16 protein-coding genes are annotated in these 22,223 nt (G+C 60.7%); 5 read left to right on the forward strand and 11 right to left on the reverse strand.

All coding sequences use genetic code 11. The annotated features are described in order from the left end of the window. Positions 1–53 precede the first annotated feature (53 nt). On the reverse strand, positions 54–941 hold the full coding sequence (gene galU, locus CFBP4996_RS18800) for a UTP--glucose-1-phosphate uridylyltransferase GalU (protein ID WP_003519549.1): 888 nt from the start codon (positions 939–941) through the stop codon (positions 54–56). A gap of 195 nt (positions 942–1,136) precedes the next feature. Here galU and CFBP4996_RS18805 point away from each other — a divergent pair, with 195 nt between their 5' ends. From CFBP4996_RS18805 to CFBP4996_RS18820, 4 genes are all read left to right on the forward strand, one after another. Next, entirely contained in the window at positions 1,137–2,360 is a 1,224-nt protein-coding gene (locus CFBP4996_RS18805; RefSeq protein ID WP_080854236.1) for a lytic murein transglycosylase, read from the forward strand. A gap of 63 nt (positions 2,361–2,423) precedes the next feature. Next, complete coding sequence (locus CFBP4996_RS18810) at positions 2,424–3,659, forward strand: SGNH/GDSL hydrolase family protein (protein ID WP_080854860.1); 1,236 nt, start codon at positions 2,424–2,426, stop codon at positions 3,657–3,659. A gap of 248 nt (positions 3,660–3,907) precedes the next feature. Then, entirely contained in the window at positions 3,908–4,582 is a 675-nt protein-coding gene (locus tag CFBP4996_RS18815; protein WP_003519552.1) for a response regulator transcription factor, read from the forward strand. Beyond that, positions 4,579–5,934: a sensor histidine kinase gene (locus tag CFBP4996_RS18820; RefSeq protein WP_080854235.1), complete on the forward strand. Its 1,356-nt coding sequence runs from the start codon at positions 4,579–4,581 to the stop codon at positions 5,932–5,934. Before CFBP4996_RS18815 ends, CFBP4996_RS18820 begins: the two co-directional genes overlap by 4 nt. A gap of 84 nt (positions 5,935–6,018) precedes the next feature. Here CFBP4996_RS18820 and CFBP4996_RS18825 read toward each other — a convergent pair whose 3' ends face one another. From CFBP4996_RS18825 to gltB, 3 genes are read right to left on the reverse strand one after another with little or no spacing between them, the layout of a single operon-like run. Next, positions 6,019–7,473 carry a glutamate synthase subunit beta gene (locus CFBP4996_RS18825; RefSeq protein ID WP_080854234.1) on the reverse strand — a complete coding sequence of 485 codons (1,455 nt, stop codon included), beginning with the start codon at positions 7,471–7,473 and terminating at the stop codon, positions 6,019–6,021. Positions 7,474–7,488: 15 nt separating this feature from the next. Beyond that, complete coding sequence (locus tag CFBP4996_RS18830; protein WP_155275992.1) at positions 7,489–7,647, reverse strand: hypothetical protein; 159 nt, start codon at positions 7,645–7,647, stop codon at positions 7,489–7,491. Positions 7,648–7,655: 8 nt separating this feature from the next. Then, positions 7,656–12,401 (reverse strand): glutamate synthase large subunit, encoded by a 4,746-nt coding sequence (gene gltB, locus CFBP4996_RS18835; RefSeq protein ID WP_080854233.1) that lies wholly within the window; start codon positions 12,399–12,401, stop codon positions 7,656–7,658. A gap of 372 nt (positions 12,402–12,773) precedes the next feature. Between gltB and CFBP4996_RS18840 the strand changes: the two genes are divergently transcribed. After that, positions 12,774–13,826, forward strand: coding sequence for a threonine aldolase family protein (locus tag CFBP4996_RS18840; protein ID WP_080854232.1), 1,053 nt, complete (start codon positions 12,774–12,776; stop codon positions 13,824–13,826). A gap of 30 nt (positions 13,827–13,856) precedes the next feature. Here the strand turns inward: CFBP4996_RS18840 and CFBP4996_RS18845 are convergent, their stop codons facing one another. From CFBP4996_RS18845 to kdpF, 7 genes are all read right to left on the reverse strand, one after another. After that, positions 13,857–14,546 (reverse strand): response regulator transcription factor, encoded by a 690-nt coding sequence (locus CFBP4996_RS18845; RefSeq protein ID WP_080854231.1) that lies wholly within the window; start codon positions 14,544–14,546, stop codon positions 13,857–13,859. A 48-nt stretch (positions 14,547–14,594) separates the two neighbouring features. Continuing rightward, entirely contained in the window at positions 14,595–17,297 is a 2,703-nt protein-coding gene (locus tag CFBP4996_RS18850; RefSeq protein WP_080854230.1) for a DUF4118 domain-containing protein, read from the reverse strand. A gap of 54 nt (positions 17,298–17,351) precedes the next feature. Continuing rightward, positions 17,352–17,918: a potassium-transporting ATPase subunit KdpC gene (gene kdpC, locus CFBP4996_RS18855; protein ID WP_080854229.1), complete on the reverse strand. Its 567-nt coding sequence runs from the start codon at positions 17,916–17,918 to the stop codon at positions 17,352–17,354. A 12-nt stretch (positions 17,919–17,930) separates the two neighbouring features. Next, positions 17,931–20,015 carry a potassium-transporting ATPase subunit KdpB gene (gene kdpB, locus CFBP4996_RS18860; protein WP_080854859.1) on the reverse strand — a complete coding sequence of 695 codons (2,085 nt, stop codon included), beginning with the start codon at positions 20,013–20,015 and terminating at the stop codon, positions 17,931–17,933. Between the two features lie 44 nt (positions 20,016–20,059). Beyond that, a complete protein-coding gene (locus tag CFBP4996_RS18865) occupies positions 20,060–20,221 on the reverse strand; it encodes a hypothetical protein (protein ID WP_162936065.1) in 162 nt (53 codons plus the stop codon). 9 nt (positions 20,222–20,230) lie between these two features. Continuing rightward, positions 20,231–21,934, reverse strand: coding sequence for a potassium-transporting ATPase subunit KdpA (gene kdpA, locus CFBP4996_RS18870; RefSeq protein ID WP_080854228.1), 1,704 nt, complete (start codon positions 21,932–21,934; stop codon positions 20,231–20,233). Positions 21,935–22,068: 134 nt separating this feature from the next. Next, positions 22,069–22,158: a K(+)-transporting ATPase subunit F gene (gene kdpF / locus CFBP4996_RS18875; RefSeq protein WP_003506089.1), complete on the reverse strand. Its 90-nt coding sequence runs from the start codon at positions 22,156–22,158 to the stop codon at positions 22,069–22,071. Between the last annotated feature and the right edge of the window lie 65 nt (positions 22,159–22,223).

Consider the following 22,223-nt stretch of genomic DNA (forward strand, 5'->3'; position numbering starts at 1 on the left):
GCCAAAAAGAAATCCCGGCGCTAAGGCCGGGATCCCGTTTCTGTTCTGGTGGATTATTTCAACCCGTCGATCAGAGCCTTGATCGGCTCTTCGATCGCAGGGCGAATATCGCCACGCTCCAGCGCGAAGGCGACGTTGGCAAGGATGAAACCATCCTTGGCGCCGCAATCGAAGGTCTGGCCACGGAAATGATAGCCGGAGAATTCCTGCGACTTGGCAAGCGTCAGCATGCCGTCCGTCAGCTGGATTTCGTTGCCGGCGCCACGCTCCTGATTTTCGAGAATGTCGAAAATCTCGGGCTGAAGAATATAACGGCCGTTGATGTAGAAATTCGACGGCGCCGTACCCTTGGCAGGCTTTTCGACCATTTCAGTGATCTTGAAACCTTCGCCCACTGCATCGCCCACGCCGACGATACCGTATTTATGCGTCTGGTCGGGAGCGCATTCCTGCACCGCGATGACGTTGCCCTGGGTCTGGTCGTAAAGTTCGACCATGCCCTTGAGGCAGCTTTTCTGCGAATGCATGATCATATCGGGCAAGAGCACGGCGAAAGGCTCGTCGCCGACGATATCACGGGCGCACCAGACTGCATGGCCAAGACCGAGCGGCACCTGCTGGCGCGTGAAGCTCGCGGTGCCCGCCTTGGGCAGAAGGCCGGCCAGCAATGTCAGCTCGGCATTCTTGTTGCGCTCGCGCAGCATCTGTTCAAGTTCAAATTGAATATCAAAATAATCTTCGATCACCGCCTTGCCGCGGCCGGTGACAAATACAAAATGCTCAATGCCCGCTTCCGCCGCCTCATCGACGACGTATTGAATGACCGGCTTGTCGACGACGGTGAGCATTTCTTTCGGAACCGCCTTGGTTGCGGGCAGGAAACGCGTGCCGAGACCTGCGACCGGAAATACGGCCTTCCGAATTTTCTTCTGTTCTACCACATATCCCTCCTGAGAGATAAAACTTGATCACAATCCCCGCACGCTGTTGTTATTTCAAAAATAACAACGTTTTGTAAAGGGTGACGCTACCATCTATTAATGGTAAAGAATTTGTTGACGTTCTTTTGTTATCCATGATGACGCCCGATGCGTTTTCGCAATCGAAATGACATTCGAGAGAACGAAAGACAGACGATGACAAAGATGATCCTTTCAGATGTCCGCAAATTCGGCTGCATGGTGGTTGCAGGCCTGGCAATCTCGCTGGCGCCCGTTTCGGCCCGCGCCGATCAGGGATTCCGTCAGTGGATCAACCAGTTTTATGCAACAGCCGCGAAAGAAGGCATTAGCAAGGCGACCTATCAGAAGGCCTTTGCCGGTGTCAGCGAGCCGGATCCCGACGCGCTGCGCAAGGCCACCTTCCAGCCGGAATTCACCACGCAGATCTGGGATTATCTCGATTCCCGCGTCAATCCGTACACGGTGCGGATCGGCCGCGAGATGAAGATGAAGCACGCGACGACCCTCAACTGGATCGAGCGTAACTTCAACGTCGACAAGCACATCATTCTCGCCATCTGGTCGATGGAATCGAATTACGGCGCGGTTCTCGAAAAACCCGAACGTCTGCACAATATCCCGCAGGCGCTGGCAACGCTCGCCTATTCCGATCCCAAACGCGCCAAATTCGGGCGCACGCAATTGATCGCTGCTCTGAAGATTCTCCAGGCGGGCGATGTCACGCCGAAACAGCTGACAGGCTCCTGGGCAGGCGCGATGGGTCACACCCAGTTCATTCCCACCAGCTACCTGCTTTATGCGGTGGATGCGGATGGCAACGGCAAGCGCGACATCTGGCACTCCGTTCCGGACGCGCTGGCAACTGCGGCCAATCTTCTTTCCAAGAACGGCTGGGAACCGGGCCGGACCTGGGGTTATGAAACCGCCGTTCCGCGTGGCGGCGCCCGTTATGAGGGGCAAACGAAGACCATTGCGGAATGGTCGAAGCTCGGCTTTGCCCGCCCGAACGGCAAGAACTTCACGCGCGGCTCCGATCGCGCCATGCTGAAATTGCAGGGCGGAGCAAACGGCCCCGGCTTCCTGATGATGAAGAACTTCTTCACCATCAAGAAATACAACGCCTCCGACAGCTATGCGCTCGCCGTCGGCCTGCTTGCGGATGAGATCGCCGGTTATGGCGGCATGCAGCAGAAATGGCCGCGCCCCGATGGGACGCTGGACATTCGTGAAAAATTCGAGCTGCAGACCCGCATGAAGGAACTCGGCTATTATGACGGCGAGGTCGATGGCAACTTCGGCTCCGGGTCGAAAGCCGCCATCAGCGCCATCCAGTCGCGCATGGGTATGGAAACCGACGGCCAGCCGTCGCAGCGGTTGCTGAGAGCCCTGCGCAATTGATAATGTGCCGGTGAATTCGGCGGCGGCGTGAACGCCGCCGATGCATCCGGAAAGGTTGATGTCATGAGTAGGAAACCTGCGGCAAAGAACGGAAGAACCGGCTGGCGTTTCTGCGCCGTCCTTCTTTCCGCTGTCCTTGTCGTGCCGCTCGTTCCTTCCGAAAGCTTCGCCCAGGAGCAACGGCGCACCCTGTTTGAAATGCTCTTCGGCAGACCGGTGGGCCGCGATGGCGGATCCGGGCGCGAATACCAGCCCCGCAACCGCCGCGACTTTCCGTCTGCTCCGCGTGAAAGATCGGTCACCCGCCCGCAACCCGCCAGAAAAGCGCCCTCGGTGGTGCAGATGCGAACCGCAAAGCCGGAGCCTGCCGCCAAGCTTGAAAATGCGCGGCGCGTTCTGGTCATCGGCGATTTTCTCGCCGGCGGCATGGGCGAGGAACTGGTCAATGCCTTCGCCAGTTCGCCTGCAATCGCCGTCGATGTGCGTGCCAATGGTTCTTCCGGCCTCGTCCGTACCGATTATTACGACTGGTTTACCAACCTGCCGCAATTCATCAGCGAGACCAAACCGGCCACCATCGTCATCATGATGGGATCGAACGATCGCCAGCAGATGCAGATCGGCGATATCAGGGAAAAATTCGGCACGGAGGTCTGGTTCAAGGAATATGAGCGGCGGATCGACGAGCTTCTGGCCCTTGCCGGACGCCAAAAGGTGCCGCTCTTGTGGGTTGGCCTGCCCGCCTTCCAGTCGCCGTCGCTTTCGGCCGATCTCGTCGGTTTCAACCGGCTTTATCGCAGCCATGTCGAGAAGTATGGCGGCGAATTCGTGGACGTCTGGGACGGTTTCGTCGATGAGGCGGGAAAATTCGTCATTACCGGCTACGACATGAACGGCCAGCAGGCCCGCCTGCGCGAGGCTGATGGCATCGGCATGACGCAGGCCGGCAAACGCAAGCTCGCATTTTACGTCGAAAAATTCGTGCGCCGGCACCTCGATAGCGCCGGGCCGGACCTCGTGAAACTGGACGGCAGCAATCTGCCGGCGCTTACCTCCCTGCCCGCACTCGGCATCGATGCCGGGCAGGTGCGCACCCAGCCTATCAGCCTCACCGACCCCAATCTCGATGGCGGCGACAAGCTGCTGGGCGATGCCCCTTTGGCCGCCGGACCGACACGCGTATCCGTGGTGGAATCGCCGCGCGAAAGGTTGACCAAGCGGGGCGAGATGGCCGATGCACCGGCAGGCCGCATCGATGACTATCGTGTGGCGCCCGATACCACGCAGGCAAAACAATAAGCCCTTTCGCAGCAGCCTGACCGCCCCGCAGCGGGCGTAATGTTTAGGCAATCCGCACATGACAGGATAGGTACAGCTTTGCAGGAATGCGGGGTTGGCCATCCACCATCCCCGGTCCCCTTTTTGCATGGCGACATCTATTTGACGGCGACGCCTCGCTTGTTCGTGGCGTCAGCGGCGCCGTCGTTTTTTTGCCTTTCGCCGCGCCCCTTTCCGGAAGGTACGCCGGACAATACCGAGATGAATTCATGCGCCTGCTGCTTGTTGAAGACGAACGCGAAATGGCAGCAGCCCTGTCCGCCGCGCTCCACCGGTTCGATATTATCGTGGATACGGTCGGCACGCTCGATCTTGCCCGTCACGCCATCATGGACGGCGTCCACGATCTTGTCGTGCTTGACCGGCAATTGCCCGACGGTGACGGCATCCAGCTTATCGAAGATTTGCGGCTTCTGCCCGTCACCCCGCCCGTCATCGTGCTCACCGCGCAGGGCGCGCTTGTGGATCGGGTGAATGGCCTGAACCTCGGTGCGGACGATTATCTGGCCAAGCCATTCGCAGTCGAGGAACTGCTTGCGCGCATCCGCGCCCTGATGCGCCGGCCGGCCGGCGCCGTGACGATGACGGCAAAACTGGGCAGGCTGGAATTCTGCTTCGAAACCCGCGAAGTGCGTATCAAAGGCGAATTCCTTCCGCTGACCAGACGCGAACTGCTGATCCTTGAGGCCCTGTTGCGGCGACAGGGCAGAACGGTGCTGCGCTCATTGCTTGAGGAAGCCGTTTATAATTTCGACGATGAGATTCAGTCCAATGCACTCGATTCCCATATTTCCCGCTTGCGCCGCAAATTGGCGGCCGCGGATGCGGGCCTTGAGGTCCACGGCATTCGCGGCGTCGGTTACCTGCTGAGGGCAACTTCGTGAAGCTGGCCAGAAGAAAATCGCTCAAGCGCCGGCTCACCATTCAACTGCTGCTTTTCCAGATCGGCAGCCTGTTCTTCGTCACCGCCGCCATTGTCACCTATATGTCGAGCGGCGGCGCAGGCAGCGCGCTGCTCAGCCCGGAGGCGGCCCAGATAACCGCCAACGCGATCATACGGAATGAGGACAATCGGCTGGTTCTCAAAGAAACGCCCGAATTCATCAACCTGCGCAGCAATACCTCCGATTTCTGGTTCGTCGCAGTCAGCGAAAAAGGTGAGATCGTGCAGGGCGGGCAGGTGCCCGAGGCATTCAGCAACATGGATCAGCAGCTGAGCGACATCAGGGTCTCCGACGTGCGCGACGCGGCGCTGTCCTATTCCTACCTCGCCGTGGTGCGCATCGCCGTCGTTCGCCGCGCTTCGGGGCCGGCCGGAGAATTCGTCATGATCGGCAAAGGCGGGCCGTTCAGCATGACCTTCCCCGTTTTGTTGTTCTCGAACATATTGATCATGCCTGTCCTCATTCTCATGTCCATCGTGACGGTCGTGACCATCCCCTGGATCATCCGTAGGGAATTTCGCGCCCTTTCCACCATTGCCCGCACGGCGGAAACCATCGATATCGACAGGCGCGGATACCGATTGCCGGATGGCGATATTCCACGGGAGGTGCAGCCGCTCGTGCATGCCGTCAACGGCGCGTTGAAGCGGCTGGACGATGGCTACGAACGGCACAAGCGCTTCATTCTCGATGCCGCCCATGAATTGCGAACCCCCGTCGCCATTCTCCAGACCCGGGTGGAAACGCTGCTGGACGGCCCGGCCCGCAGCAGAATATTGGCGGATGCCAGCCGTATCGCCGTGCTGGCCGAACAATTGCTCGATTTGCAGCGCCTTGGCGGGCAGAAGGCCCCTCTGGTCCCCCTTGATCTTGTCACCCTGTGCAGATCGGTCGTCGCCGATATGGCCCCGCTCGCCATATCACAGGGATATGCGCTGTCCTTCGAACCGGAGGAAGAGCCGATCCTCGCCCTTGCCGACGACGCTTCGTTGCAGCGCGCCCTGATGAACATCGTGCAAAACGCCATCGAACATGGCGGCAATCGCGGCACGATCACGATAAGGGTGGCGGCAAACCGGGTGATCGAGATAGCCGACGAGGGCAATGGCATTCCCGAGGAGGACCGGGAACTGGTTTTCGATGCCTTCCACCGCCTGCGACCGAAAGATCGCGGCACCGGGCTCGGGCTCAACCTCGTGCAGGAAATCGTCCGTTATCACGGCGGGGAGATTACCATCAGCGATGCTTCCACCGGTGGCGCCTGCTTCCGTATCACCCTTCCCTATTGCTGAAGAAGAAGCCGTCATTTTCACAGCCAAAAGAAAAGGCCTGTTGCATCTGCAACAGGCCTTTCCGGCTCGTATTACCGTCAGTGCTTAGCGCGGAAGAACGGTCGCACCCATCAGCGCTTCATCGATCGCGCGCGCCGCCTGACGGCCTTCGCGGATCGCCCAGACCACCAGCGACTGGCCACGGCGCACGTCGCCCGCCGCCCACAGCTTGTCGACCGAGGTCTTATAGTCCGTTTCGTTGGCGATCACATTGGTGGAACCGCGACCGTCGGTGTTGAGCGTCAGCTTGCCGTCCATTTCCTTGAGCACGCTGTCCGTGAAGGGACCGGAAAAGCCGATGGCGATGAAGGCGAGATCGGCCTTGATGATGAATTCCGTGCCGGCAATCGGCTTGCGGCGGTCATCCACCTGACAGCACTTCACGCCGGTCAACACGCCGTCTTCGCCGACGAATTCGAGCGTCGCCACCTGGAACTCGCGGATGGCGCCTTCGGCCTGCGAGGACGAGGTGCGCATCTTGGTCGCCCAGAAGGGCCAGACCGCCAGCTTGTCTTCCTTTTCCGGCGGCATCGGGCGGATGTCGAGCTGCGTGACCTTCACCGCACCCTGACGGAAAGCCGTGCCAACGCAGTCGGATGCGGTATCACCGCCGCCGACAACGACGACATGCTTGCCGCCGGCAAGAATCGGATCGGCCGGCCAGCCGACGCTGTCGATATTTTCGCGGCCGACGCGGCGGTTCTGCTGCACGAGATAGGGCATGGCATCGTAAACGCCATGCAGATCGGCGCCGCCGATACCGGCCGGGCGCGGGGTTTCCGAACCGCCGCAATAAAGCACGGCATCGTGGTCGGCCAGAAGCGCCTCAACCGTTACATCGACGCCGACATTGACGCCGCAATGGAAGGTGACGCCTTCACCCTTGATCTGCTCGACACGGCGGTCGATGAAGTTCTTCTCCATCTTGAAGTCCGGGATGCCGTAACGCAACAGGCCGCCGGGCTTGGATTCGCGCTCATAGACATGAACCTCGTGGCCGGCGCGGCCGAGCTGCTGCGCCGCCGCCATGCCCGAAGGACCGGAACCGATGATGGCGACTCGTCTGCCGGTGTGGATCGTCGCCGGCTTCGGCACAATAAAGCCCAACTCATAGGCCTTGTCGGCAATCGCCTGTTCGACGGTCTTGATGGCGACCGGCGCATCCTCGAGGTTCAGCGTGCAAGCCTCCTCACAAGGCGCGGGACAGACGCGGCCGGTAAATTCCGGGAAGTTGTTGGTGGAATGGAGGTTGCGGATCGCCTCTTCCCAATTGTTGTTATAGACCAGATCGTTCCAGTCGGGGATCTGGTTGTGCACGGGACAGCCGGTCGGGCCATGACAATAGGGAATGCCGCAATCCATGCAGCGCGCCGCCTGCTTCTGCACCTCAGCATCCGACATCGGAATGGTGAATTCGCGGAAATGGCGGATACGATCCGATGCGGGCTGATACTTGCCCACCTGCCGGTCGATCTCCAGAAAACCTGTAACCTTGCCCACGTTTATATCCTCACATCAAAGCGGAGCGCCTGTCGGGCCCCAGTACCAGTAAGCGAAACCAAAAGCCGCCCCCAGCACGATGAACTCAAATCCGGTCTCGCCGCTCGTCCAGTAGATCGCCGTGGGAACGGCGACCGCGATCATCAGCGAGACCAGTTGGTGTAGTATCCTCACGCGGCGGATTACTCCGCCGCCACGCCCATGCGCATGCGCTCCATTTCCTCAAGCGCACGACGGTATTCGACCGGCATGACCTTGCGGAACTTCGGACGGAACTCGCTCCAGCGGTCGAGTATATCCTTGGCACGCGACGAGTTCGTGTAATGGAAGTGGTTGGAGATCAGCTGGTAGAGGCGCTCCTCGTCGTGGCGCGTCATGTCCTCGGAAACGTCCACGCGTCCCTTGTGCATGAGGTCGCCGCCGTGATGGTGCAGCTTTTCCAGCATATCGTCTTCTTCCGGAACCGGCTCCAGCTCGACCATGGCCATGTTGCAGCGGGTGGCGAAATCGCCCTTCTCGTCGAGAACATAAGCCACGCCACCGGACATGCCGGCCGCGAAGTTGCGTCCCGTTTCACCGAGAACAACGACGATGCCGCCGGTCATATATTCGCAACCGTGGTCGCCCACACCTTCGACAACCGCGACCGCGCCGGAGTTGCGCACCGCGAAACGCTCACCGGCCACGCCACGGAAATAACACTCGCCGGTGATCGCGCCGTAAAGAACGGTATTGCCGACGATGATCGAGTTTTCCGCGACGATACGGGTGTTTTCCGGCGGGCGCACGATGATGCGGCCACCCGAAAGGCCCTTGCCGACATAGTCGTTGCCGTCACCCACCAGATCGAAGGTGATGCCACGGGCGAGGAAAGCGCCGAAGGACTGGCCCGCCGTTCCCTTGAGGGTGACGTGGATTGTGTCGTCCTTGAGACCCTTGTGACCCCAGCGCTTGGCGAGCGCACCCGACAGCATGGCGCCGGCGGAACGGTCGACGTTCTTGATCGGCACTTCGAACACGACAGGTTCGCGGTTTTCGAGCGACGGCAAGGACTTTTCGATCAGCTTGCGGTCGAGAATATCGTCGATCGGGTGCTTCTGGCGCTCGGTCCAGAAGGTTGCTTCCTTGGGAGCCTCGACCTTGTGGAAGATGCGGCTGAAATCCAGCCCCTTGGCCTTCCAGTGCGCCAGCATCTCGTCCTTCTCGAGCAGTTCGGAAGCACCGATGATCTCGTCCAGCCTGGTAACGCCAAGCGAAGCGAGGATTTCGCGCACTTCTTCGGCCACGAAGAAGAAGTAGTTGATGACGTGTTCCGGCGTGCCCTTGAAGCGCTTGCGCAGAACCGGGTCCTGCGTGGCGACGCCCACCGGGCAGGTGTTGAGATGGCACTTGCGCATCATGATGCAGCCGGCCGCGATCAGCGGCGCGGTGGCAAAGCCGAATTCATCCGCACCGAGCAGCGCGCCGATGATGACGTCGCGGCCGGTCTTCAGACCGCCATCCACCTGCAGGGCAACGCGCGAGCGAAGACCGTTCAGCACCAGCGTCTGCTGGGTTTCGGCAAGACCGATTTCCCATGGGGAACCGGCGTGCTTCAGCGAGGTGAGCGGCGAAGCGCCCGTGCCGCCATCGAAACCGGCAACGGTGATATGGTCGGCGCGCGCCTTGGCGACACCGGCCGCAACCGTGCCGACGCCGACTTCCGACACCAGCTTCACCGAAACATCGGCTTCCGGGTTGACGTTCTTCAGGTCGTAGATCAGCTGCGCCAGATCTTCGATGGAATAGATGTCATGATGCGGCGGCGGCGAGATGAGGCCGACGCCCGGGGTGGAGTGACGCGTCTTGGCAACCGTCGCATCCACCTTGTGGCCGGGCAGCTGGCCGCCTTCGCCGGGCTTGGCACCCTGCGCCACCTTGATCTGCAGCATATCGGCATTGACGAGATATTCCGTCGTCACGCCGAAGCGTCCGGAAGCGATCTGCTTGATGGCCGAGCGTTCCGGGTTCGGCTTGCCGTTCAACAGCGGCATGTAACGGTCGGATTCTTCGCCGCCCTCACCCGTGTTGGACTTGCCGCCGATGCGGTTCATGGCGATCGCAAGCGTGGTATGCGCCTCGCGGCTGATCGAGCCGAAGGACATGGCGCCAGTCGAGAACCGCTTGACGATATCAGCCGCTGGCTCGACATCGTCGATGGAAACCGGCTTGCGGCCGAGCGCTTCCGCCGACTTGACCTTGAACAGGCCGCGAATGGTGTTCATGCGCAGCGCCGTCTCGTTCACCATGCCGGCGAATTCGCGGTAGCGATCCTGGCTGTTGCCGCGCACGGCGTGCTGCAGCGAGGCAACGGCATCCGGCGTCCAGGCATGGCTTTCGCCGCGCATGCGATAGGCGTATTCGCCGCCAATATCGAGCGTATTGGCAAGGATCGGATCCTTGCCGAAGGCAGCCGTGTGGCGCGTTACGGTTTCTTCGGCAATCTCCGTCAGGCCGACGCCTTCGATGGAGGTGGCGGTGCCGAAGAAATACTTCTCGACGAATTCCGAAGACAGGCCGATGGCGTCGAAGATCTGCGCGCCGCAATAGGACTGGTAGGTGGAAATGCCCATCTTGGACATGACCTTGAGGATGCCCTTACCCACAGCCTTGATGTAGCGATAGACCACTTCATCGTCGGAGACTTCCTTCGGGAAGGCGCCGTGCTTGTGCATGTCGAGCAGCGTATCGAAGGCGAGATAGGGGTTGATCGCCTCGGCACCATAACCGGCCAGCAGGCAGAAATGGTGGATTTCGCGCGGCTCACCGGTTTCGACGACGAGGCCGACCGAGGTACGCAGACCCTTGCGGATCAGGTGATGGTGCACGGCGGCGGTCGCCAGAAGGGCGGGGATCGCAATGCGGTCCGGGCCGAGCTGGCGGTCGGAGAGAACGATGATGTTGTAACCGCCGCGAACGGCCGATTCCGCGCGCTCGCACAGGCGGTCGAGCATTTCAGGCATGCCTTCGGCGCCGCGCTCCACATCATAGGTAAAGTCGAGCGTCTTGGTGTCGAAACGGTCTTCCGTGTGGCCGATGGAGCGGATCTTTTCCAGATCGCCATTGGTCAGGATCGGCTGGCGCACTTCCAGACGCTTGGCGCGGGCGGCACCTTCATGATCAAGAATGTTCGGGCGGGGACCGATGAAGGACACGAGGCTCATGACAAGCTCTTCGCGGATCGGGTCGATCGGCGGGTTGGTCACCTGCGCGAAGTTCTGCTTGAAATAGGTGTAAAGCAGCTTCGACTTTTCCGACATGGCCGAGATCGGCGTATCGGTGCCCATCGAGCCGATGGCTTCCTGACCGGTGGTCGCCATCGGCGACATCAGCAGCTTGGTATCTTCGCTGGTGTAGCCGAAGGCCTGCTGGCGGTCGAGCAGCGACACGTCACGGCGCAGCGCGCGCGGTTCAACCGGCTTCAACTCTTCGAGGATGAGCTGCGTGCGGTCGAGCCAGGTGCGGTAAGGATGCTTGGCGGCAAGCTCGTGCTTCACTTCCTCGTCGGAAACGATGGAGCCCTTTTCCATATCGATCAGCAGCATCTTGCCGGGCTGCAGACGCCACTTCTTGACGATGCGCTCTTCCGGCACGGGCAGCGTGCCGGCTTCCGACGCCATGATGATACGGTCGTCATCGGTGACGAGATAACGCGCCGGGCGCAGGCCGTTACGGTCGAGCGTCGCGCCGATCTGCTTGCCATCGGTGAAGGCGACGGCGGCCGGGCCGTCCCACGGCTCCATCAGCGCTGCATGATATTCGTAGAACGCCTTGCGTTCGGCCGACATGGACTGGTTGCCGGCCCAGGCCTCCGGGATCAGCATCATCACGGCATGGGCCATGGAGTAGCCGCCACGCACGAGGAATTCGAGCGCGTTGTCGAAGCAGGCCGTATCCGACTGGCCTTCATAGGAGATCGGCCAGAGCTTGGAGATATCGTCGCCGAACAGCACGGAGGAAACCGACGCCTGACGCGCCGCCATCCAGTTGACGTTGCCGCGCAGCGTGTTGATTTCGCCGTTATGGGCGACCATGCGGTAGGGATGCGCAAGCTTCCAGGACGGGAAGGTGTTAGTCGAAAAACGCTGATGCACGAGGGCCACGGCGGATTCGAAGCGCGGATCGGCAAGATCCTTGTAATAGGCACCCACCTGATAGGCGAGGAACATGCCCTTGTAGACGATGGTCGAGGAAGAGAGGGAAACGGGATAGAAATCCTGCGTTTCCTTGCCGCCGCCCTCGTCATAGATGCGGTTGGACAATACCTTGCGGATCAGGAACAGCTTGCGCTCGAAATCGGCATTGCTCGCGGCATCGCGGCCGGCACCGATGAAGACCTGCACGTGGTGCGGTTCGGTCGCTGCGATATCCGGCGCCTTGGAGAGCGAGGAATTATCGACCGGCACATCGCGGAAGCCGAGGAATTGCTGCCCCTCTTCGCCGATGACGTCGACGATGACCTTCTTGTAGTGCTCGATACGGGAAGGATCGCGCGGCATGAAGATGTGGCCGACGGCATATTCACCGGCCTTCGGCAAGGTGACGCCCTGCGCCGCCATTTCCTCGCGGAAGAAGCGGTCGGGGATCTGCACGAGAATGCCCGCACCATCGCCCATCAGGGGATCGGCGCCGACGGCACCGCGATGCGTCAGGTTTTCAAGGATGAACAGGCCGTCCTTGACGATCTGGTGCGACTTCTGACCCTTCATATGGGCAACGAAGCCGACGCCGCAGGCATCATGTTCATTGGCCGGATCGTAAAGACCCTGCCTTTCCGGCAAACCGCCCGCGAAACGCGCTTTCGCAGAAACGGGTGCGGCCGCAGCCGCGGTGGGACAGTCTGTGGTCAGGGTGGCGGCGGCGATTTCTGCCTGCGGCTTGTTCGTCATTTTTGTCCCTCCTGCAAAATTACTTGCATGGTTTCATGCGAAGATCCGGCTCGACACGAATTTTCGCTTCCCGCAAAATCCGCATTCAATCCGGCTCGACCAAATTTAGGACAGCAAAGCTGTCTCAATTCACGAGGATTTTGGCAGAAACAGGCGAATTTAGCAAGGGTGCGAATCCAATTAGTGAAAGCCCCATTTTGCAGCGAAGTTTCGATACTGACCTATTGCGCGAAACTTTCTTATCGCAAGACCCGCAGAGCCATTGCTTTCATTGCCGGATTTGCCAATCGCAATCTTAGGTCATAGAACTTTGCCGTTCATCGCGCCACGCATTCCCAAACCAGAACCCCAGCCATCGGAAAGCCTTCAGAGATGTTTTTTGCTTCAGACAATTGGGCCGGCGCCCACCCTGCCGTCAACGAACGGCTTTCGCGGGAATCCACGCGCTTTGCCGCCGCCTACGGCACCAGCGAACTCGATCTCTCCATCGAAAAGCGCTTCAACGAGATTTTCGAGCGCGAGGTCGCGGTGTTTTTCGTCGCCACCGGCACGGCTGCCAATTCGCTTTCGCTGGCCAGCATCGCCCGCGCCGGCGGCCTGACCTTCTGTCATTCCGAAGCGCATGTGATCGAGGACGAGTGCGGCGCGCCGGATTTCTTTTCCGGCATGCGCATGGTCGCCGTCGAGGGACCGAACGGCAAGATGTTGCCGGAGAACCTGATCGAGCGCATTGCGCGTTATCCGCAGGATGCCGTTCACCACGGCCGGGCCGCAGCCATCACCATGACGCAGGCGACCGAGGCCGGCACGGTCTACACGCTCGATGAAATCGACGCCATCGCCAAAATCGCAAAAGACAACGGCCTGCCGCTGCATATGGACGGCGCGCGTTTCGCCAATGCACTGGCCGCCCTCGGCACCACCCCCGCCGAAATGACCTGGAAACGCGGCGTCGACGTCCTGTCTTTCGGCGGCACGAAAAATGGCTGCTGGTGCGCGGAAGCCATCGTCTTCTTCGATCCCTCGCTCGCCAAGGATTTTTCCTTCCTGCGCAAGCGCACCGCCCAGCTTTTTTCCAAGTCGCGCTTCATCGCCGCGCAGTTCGAGGCCTATCTGCAGGACGACCTGTGGCTTGGGCTCGCCAGCCACGCCAATGCCATGGCCAACCGGCTGCGCGCCGGTTTCGCTTCGCTGAACAGCGCCCGCCTTGCATGGCCGACCCAGGCCAATGAAGTTTTCGCCATTCTGCCAAAGGCCGCCGCAGAAGCCGCCACGGCAAAGGGTGCGAAGTTCTATGACTGGCTGGAGCCGCGCGACATGCCGGAAAAGGTCGGCAAGGACGAAGTGCTGATCCGCATGGTCACCAGCTTTGCGACGACCGAGGCCGATGTGGACGAATTCCTGTCGATCTGCGCCGCCGTTTAAACTATCGGAGGGCGTCGCCTTGCGGCGCCCTCATACCTCCTGCAGCCGATAACCGACACCGGTTTCCGTCAGAATATAGCGCGGCTGATCCGGGATTTTTTCGATCTTCTGGCGAAGCTGGCGCACATAGACCCGCAAATATTGTACATCGGTCAGTTCGTCCCATACATGCTCCAGCAGGAAACGGTGCGTCAGCACCTTGCCGGCATGCTGCACCAGAACCCGCAGAATGTCATATTCCTTAGGCGAGAGCTTCACCTCCCGGTCCTCCACCTTGACGATGCGCCTGACCAGATCGACGGAAAGATCTCCGGTCTGGAATACCGGCCTCTCCCCCTGGCTTTGCAGACGATGGCGCAGGGCGACACGGATGCGGGCGACGAGTTCGTTCATGCCGAAAGGCTTGGTGATATAGTCATCCGCCCCCAGTTCCAGCGCCCTGACGATACCCGCCTCATCCGTGCGGCTGGAGAGAATGATGACCGGCAGCGCCAGCCCTTCGCCGCGCCATTTCGCCAGAAGATCATGCCCCGACATATCCGGCAGGCCGAGATCGAGAACGACGAGATCGGGCTTGTCCTCACTGACCAACTCCATGGCCACCTTCGCATTCATCGCCTCGCTCACCGCATATTCTTGGGTCGACAGCCCCACGCGCAAAAGCTTGCGGATCGGCGGTTCGTCGTCGACGATCAGAATACGAACGGCGGAATTGGTCATTTCCGATCTCCCTCAGCGGCATAGCTGCTTGTCGCCGGCAATCGCGCCTTAATCATGGTCTATCACCGGCGCATCGGCGGGAACCGGCAAACTGACAGTAAACTGCGCACCGGTGCGGCCCGACCTGTTTTCCGCGCGGATCGAGCCACCCATGGCCTCGATAAACCCCTTGCAGATCGACAGCCCCAGGCCCGTTCCGGCCTGCACATGATCCGCCTTGCGCACCCGGTAGAAACTGTCAAAGACCCGTTCCGTATCGTCGGGCGGAATACCCGGCCCCGCATCGGCCACGGAGAGGAAGATATTTTTGCCCTGCCGCCAACCGCGAATCTCGATGGCTGTGTGTTCGGGAGCGTATTTGGCGGCATTGTCGATGAGATTGAACAGAACCTGTTCGAAAAGCACAGGGTCGACCTTCAGCATCGGCAGGTCGGAGGGAATATCCAGAACGATCTCATGCCTGACGACGATTTTCGCTGCGCGCGAAAGTGCGGTTCCGACCATATCGCCCACGAAATGCAGACCGTAATTCGGCTCCATCGCGCCCGAACCGATCCGCGTCATATCAAGAAGATTGGAGATGAAGCGGTTCAGCCGCTCGGATTCCTCGACGATCGTCGACAGCAGTTCGGCGCGGGCATCCGGCGGGATGTCCTCGGCGAAATCCTTCAGCGTTCCCGCCGAGCCCAGAATGGCCGCAAGCGGCGTCTTGAGATCATGGGAAATGGATGTCAGCAGCGCGGTGCGCAGCCGGTCGGTTTCCGCCGCAAGCCTTGCCCGGTCGACATCCGAGACGAGCTGGATTCGCTCGATGGCAAGTGCTGCCTGATCGGCCAGGGCATCGAACAGTCGCTGCTGTTCGGGCGTCAGAAGCGGACCGAGCCGGTCATCGTCCAGCCCCACCACGCCGACGGCGCCGCTGCCGGTGCGTAGGGGCAGGTAAAGACGTTTGGCGCCGGGAAGCGTATCTGCGCCCCTGCCCGCAGCCTTGTTATGTTCCCAGGCCCATTGCGCGGCGGCAATATCGGCATCCACCAGCGTATCGTCCGGCGGATACCCCGCCTTGACCGTGATCGTATTGTTTTCCGGTAGAAGCAGAACGATCCGAACCTTCAGCATCGAGGCCATCTGGAAAGCGGCCGCCCACAGCACATCGTCCAGCGTTCCCGTCACCGAAAGCTTCTTGGAGAACAGATATAAATCTTCCGTCGTTCGCGCCCTTGCCCGCGCGGCAGCGGCCTGCCGTTGTACGGCCGCCGTGAGATTGGAGGCGACAAGCGCCACGCCGAGATAAAACAGCAGCGCCACGACACTTTCCGGATCGCGAACGGTGAGGGTATAACGCGGCTCAAGGAAGAAAAAATTGAATGCAAAAGCGCCGAGCAGGGAGGCATAAAGCGCTGGCCCCAGCCCGCCGCGCACGGCGGCGGCCAGAACCGCCATCAGGAACACCAGCGCCAAATTTCTGACATCGAGCGTCTGGTCGAGCACGATGCCGGCCACGATCGCCAGGCCGACGAACAGGGTGCTGTTAAGATAAGGCCGTATGGAACGATGCGATTGCGCCGAGGCCGGCTTTGCGGCCTGGCCCAGCTTCCCTTCTTTTTTATCGCCGGAAATGACGTGAACGCTGATATCGCCCGCATGGTCAATCAGATCATGCGTCAGCGAACGTTGAAAAATCCGCTGCCACCAGGATTTTCGCGGGCGGCCGATGATGATGTGGGTGAAATTATTGGCGTTGGCGTAGGAGATGATCTCCCGCGTCAGATCGAGCGCCGGCAGGGTCACCGTCTCGCCGCCAAGCTGCTGCGCGAGCCGCATCGTGCCGGCCAGCCGGTCCTTTTCCGCCTCCGACAATTGCTGCGAACGCGGCGTATCGAGATGCAGCGCCGTCCATGGTGCGCGCAGACGATCCGCCTGCCGGCGGGCATAACGCACCAGCCCCGGACCGTTGCCGCCATGATCGAGGCAGACCAGAACCCTGTCTCCCGCCGCCCATGGGCCGGAAATGGCATGGGACTGCATGTGGTTGAGCAATTGCTCATCCACCCGTTGCGCGGTGCGCCGCAGCGCAAGTTCGCGTAGCGCGGTCAGATTGCCGCGCGAGAAATAATTCTCGATGGCGCGCCGGGCGGTGCGGGGCAGGTAAACCTTGCCATCCTGCAGCCGCTTGATCAGATCGTCTGGCGTAATATCGATGATTTCGACATCGTCGGCCCGGTCGATGATGCTGTCCGGCACCGTTTCGCGAACACGGATGCGGGTGATCTGTGCAACGACATCGTTCAGGCTTTCGACATGCTGGATGTTCAGCGTCGTATAGACATCGATGCCCTGCGCCAGAATCTCCTGAACGTCCATATAGCGCTTGGGGTGGCGGCTGCCGGCGGCATTGGTGTGGGCCAGTTCATCGACCAGAACCAGGGCGGGACGACGGGCGAGAATGGCATCGAGATCCATCTCTTCCAGCACCTGACCGCGATAATCGATACGCCGGCGCGCGATGATCTCTAAACCCTGCACCAGCGTTTCGGTTTCCCGGCGGCCATGGGTTTCCACAACGCCGATGACGGCATCTACCCCCTCCGCCAGCTTCGCACGGCCGGACATCAACATTTCATAGGTCTTGCCGACGCCGGGCGCCGCCCCTAAAAATATCTTCAGCCGGCCCCGCGCCTCGCGCCGGGCGTTTTCCAGCAGCGCATCGGGCGATGGTCGGCTCGGCATATCGCGATTGTCGTCAGGCATTTAACCCACCAGTGTCGAGGCTATGGCTTGCGAACAAGCCATAGCCATTTCAGTTCATGAGCCGGCTGCGTCAAGAGCCATATTGAGCGCCAGCACATTCACGACCGGCTCTCCCATGAATCCAAGTTCCGGTCCTTCGACATGGCGCTCGACGATGGTACGCAAGGATGCCTCATCCATGCCCCTTGCTTTGGCGACGCGCGGCACCTGAAAATAAGCGGCCTCCGGCGAAACATGCGGATCAAGGCCGCTGCTCGAGGCCGTCACCAGATCGGCCGGAACCTCGGCCGCCGGATTTTCGGCTTTTGCGGCCTCGTAATCCTGTTTCACCCGGTCGATAAGCTTGGCGCTCGTCGGACCGAGATTGGAGCCGGACGACGAAGCGGCATTGTAAGCATCGCCGGCAGCCGATGGCCTGCCATGGAAATATTTCTCACTGGCAAAGGACTGCCCGATCAATTGCGAACCTACAACCGCACCACTCTTTTCGATGAGGCTGCCATTGGCCTGAAAGGGGAAGATCGCCTGCGCGAGACCCGTCATGCCCAGAGGATAGGCAAGGCCGGTGATGGCGGTGGTGGCGAGGATGAGCACCAGTGCGGGACGAAGCTGTTTGAACATTGTCTTTACTCCTCAGGCAAGACCGAGCGCCGTGATGGCGAGGTCAATGGCCTTGATGCCGATGAAGGGAACGATGATGCCGCCGAGGCCATAGATGACCAGATTGCGCGACAGCAGCGCGCCCGCGCCGATCGGCCGATATTTGACGCCCTTCAGCGAGAGCGGGATGAGCGCGATGATGATGAGCGCGTTGAAGATGATCGCCGACAGGATGGCGCTCTGCGGTGTCGAAAGCCCCATCACATTCAGAACGCCGAGCTGCGGATAGAGCGCCAGGAACATTGCCGGGATAATGGCGAAATATTTGGCGATATCGTTGGCGATGGAGAACGTCGTCAGCGCGCCGCGCGTCATCAGCAATTGCTTGCCGATTTCGACGATCTCGATGAGCTTGGTCGGATCGCTGTCGAGATCGACCATATTGCCCGCCTCGCGTGCCGCAACCGTGCCGGTATTCATGGCAACACCGACATCGGCCTGCGCCAGCGCCGGTGCGTCGTTGGTGCCATCGCCGCACATGGCGACGAGCTTGCCCTTGGCCTGTTCCTCGCGGATAAGCTCCAGCTTGTTTTCCGGTGTCGCCTGGGCGAGGAAATCATCGACGCCGGCTTCGGCCGCAATCGCTGCCGCTGTCATCGGGTTGTCGCCCGTGATCATAACCGTGCGGATGCCCATGCGGCGAAGCTCTGCGAAACGCTCGCGAATGCCGCCCTTGACGATGTCCTTCAGCTGCACGACACCCAGCAGCTTTCCGTCCCGCACGACGGCGAGCGGCGTGCCGCCGGTCTTGGCGATCTCTTCCGCAATTGTCCGGATGCCGCGTGCGGCGTCCGTTTCGGTTTTGACGGCAAGCGCCACATTGCCCTGTTGCGGAGCGCCGCCGTTAACATAGGCGAGAACGGCGTCGACTGCGCCCTTGCGAATGGACGAACCTTCGAAATCGACACCGCTCATGCGGGTCTGGGCGGTGAAGGGAACGAAATTCGCATGCAGTTTCTGCATGTCACGCGCGCGGATGCCGTATTTTTCCTTGGCAAGAACCACGATGGAACGGCCTTCCGGCGTTTCGTCGGCAAGGGAGGCAAGCTGCGCCGCATCGGCCAGTTCCTGCTCGGAAACGCCGGCAACGGAGCGAAACTCGGTCGCCTGACGGTTGCCGAGCGTGATGGTGCCGGTCTTGTCGAGCAGCAACGTATCCACATCGCCGGCAGCCTCGACGGCGCGGCCGGACATGGCCAGCACGTTGAAACGCACCAGCCTGTCCATGCCGGCAATGCCGATAGCCGACAGAAGCGCGCCGATGGTGGTGGGGATGAGCGTCACGAACAGCGCCACCAGCACGATGATCGGGATCGAACCGCCGGCATAGGATGCAAAGCTCGGAATAGTCGCCGTAGCCAGCACAAAGATCAGCGTCATGCCCGCGAGCAGAATGTTGAGCGCGATCTCGTTCGGCGTCTTCTGGCGTTCAGCACCTTCGACCAGCGAAATCATCCGGTCAAGGAAGGTGGAACCGGCGGCGGCGGTGATGCGAACCCTGATCCAGTCCGACAGCACCTGCGTGCCGCCGGTGACGGCAGAGCGGTCCCCACCGGATTCGCGGATGACAGGGGCGGATTCGCCTGTTATCGCCGCCTCGTTGACGGAGGCGACACCTTCGATGACCTCGCCGTCGGAGGGGATGATATCGCCCGCCTCGACGAGAACGACATCGTTCACCTTCAGGCTGGTGCCCGCCACCATCTTATACTGGCTGCGGTCATCGCCGGTGAGCAGTTTCGCCTGGGTTTCGGTGCGGGTCCGACGCAGCGAATCCGCCTGCGCCTTGCCGCGCCCTTCGGCGACGGCTTCCGCGAAATTGGCGAACAATACGGTGAACCAGAGCCAGAGGTTGATCTGGAAGGAAAAACCGAGATTGGCGCCGCCCATGATGAGATCGCGGATGAACAACACGGTCGTCAGCACGGACACCGTCGCGACCACGAACATGACCGGATTGCGGGCAAGCGTGCGTGGGTTGAGCTTTTTGAATGCGGCGGCAATGGCCGGCACGAAAATGCGAGAATCGAGGATGCTCGCTTGTTTGGACTGGCTCATGAAGAGGCTCCAGCGTTTGAAACAGGGCGACCGATGAAGGTCGATCAACCCGTGATAACTTCGAGAGCGACAACGGCGGCGACGAGAGCCGCCATCATCGCGAGAATGACATTGGAAGCGCACCAGCCGCCGGGCGTGGCGCTCCCCCTGCCGGGAGCGCCTTTGCGGGTGGAAACGATGCGGTTATTTCGGGACTTGTCGTTCATGGCATCACCTCAGAAGAGCTGGCCTGCCGCCATCACCAGATGTTCGGCAACGGGGCCGAGCGCCAGTGCAGGCAGGAAGGTAAGGCCGCCGACGATCAGGATCGTGCCTACAAGCAGGCCGACAAAAAGCGGGCCATCCGTCGGGAAGGTGCCAGCCGAGGCCGGAACGGTCTTCTTGGTGACCAGCGAACCGGCAATGGCGAGTGCCGGAATGATGACCAGAAAACGTCCCATCAGCATGCCAAAGCCAAGCGTGATGTTGTACCAGGTCGTATTGCCAGTAAGGCCGCCGAAAGCGGAGCCGTTATTGGCGGCCGCCGAGGTATAGGCATAGAGGATTTCGGAGAAGCCGTGCGGCCCTGCCGTGCCGATTGACGCGACCGCCGAGGGCAGCACGGTGGCCGTTGCCGTGAAGACCAGCATGGCGAGCGGCAGGCAGAGAATGGCCAGAACCGCCATCTTCATTTCCTTGGCCTCGATCTTCTTGCCGAGATATTCCGGCGTGCGCCCGACCATCAGACCCGCCACGAAGATGGCGATGACGATGAACAGCAGAATGCCGTAAAAACCCGCGCCGACACCGCCGACGATCACCTCGCCCAGTTGCATGTTGATAAGCGGGATAAGACCGCCCAGCGCCGTGAAGCTGCCGTGCATGGCGTTGACCGCGCCGCAGGAGGCGGCGGTGGTGATGACCGCGAAGAGCGACGAGAGCGCCACGCCGAAGCGGACCTCCTTGCCCTCCATATTGCCGCCGGCAAGACCGAAGCCGTGCATCAGCGGGTTTCCGGCCGCTTCCGCCCAATAGGTGACGGCGACACCGGCGATGAACAGCACGCCCATGGCGGAGAGGATCGCCCAGCCCTGGCGCTGGTTGCCGACCATGCGGCCGAAGACGTTGGTAAAGGCTGCGCCGATGGCGAAGATCGACACCATCTGGATCATATTGGAAATGGCGTCCGGGTTTTCGAACGGGTGTGCGGAATTCGCGTTGAAGAAGCCGCCGCCGTTAGTGCCCAGCATCTTGATCGCCAGCTGCGACGCCACGGGACCAACCGCAATCGTCTGCTGCACCCCTTCCAGCGTCTGGGCATTCACATAGGCGCCCAGCGTCTGCGGCACGCCAAGCCAGACATAAACGAGGGTCAGCACGATGCAGAGGGGTAAAAGCACGTAGAGGGTTGAGCGGACCATATCCACCCAGAAATTGCCGATCGCCTTGCCGGAAGCGCGGGAAAATGCGCGGATCAGGCCGATGGCGATTGCCATGCCTGTTGCGGCGGAGACGAAGTTCTGCACGGTGAGACCCGCCATCTGGGTCAGATAGGACAGGGTGCTTTCGCCGCCATAATTCTGCCAGTTGGTGTTGGTGACGAAGCTGACCGCCGTATTGAAGGACAATTCCGGCCCCACGGCCGCCATTCCCTGCGGATTATAGGGCAGCACCGCCTGAAAGCGCATCAGGGCATAAAGCAGGGCAAAACCGAGCAGGTTGAAGAGCAGCATGGAGAAAGCATAGGTCGTCCAGTGCTGCTCCTCACGCTCGCTTGTCCCGGCAAGGGCATAAAGGCCGCGCTCGACCGGTGCGAGAACCGGCGACAGCAGGGTGCGCTCGCCACTAAAGACACGCGCCATATAGAAGCCGAGCGGCTTCACCAGCGCAAAAATGATCCCGCAAAACAGCAGAATCTGAAACCATCCATTGAGGGTCATGGTATTGAACTTTCAATAAAGCATCGGACCGAAAAGTGTCATGCGGTTTTCGGAAGATCCGATGCTCGGACAGAAAGAGAGAGCGGCGGATCCGATTCCATTTTCTCTGCGCCGCTCGAACCGCCGCTTCCCGATCAGAAACGTTCGGGGCGAATGAGAGCATAGGTGAGATAGGCGGCGATAAAGACCGTGACGGCACCGCTCAAGATATAGTCGAATGTCATCGCAGCCTCCGTCTAAAGCCGGTCGCAGGCGCGCGTATAGGCAAAGCAGAGGGCGAAAAACACCG

It is taken from the genome of Agrobacterium leguminum (genome assembly GCF_005144435.2).
Classification (GTDB): Bacteria; Pseudomonadota; Alphaproteobacteria; order Rhizobiales; family Rhizobiaceae; genus Agrobacterium; species Agrobacterium leguminum.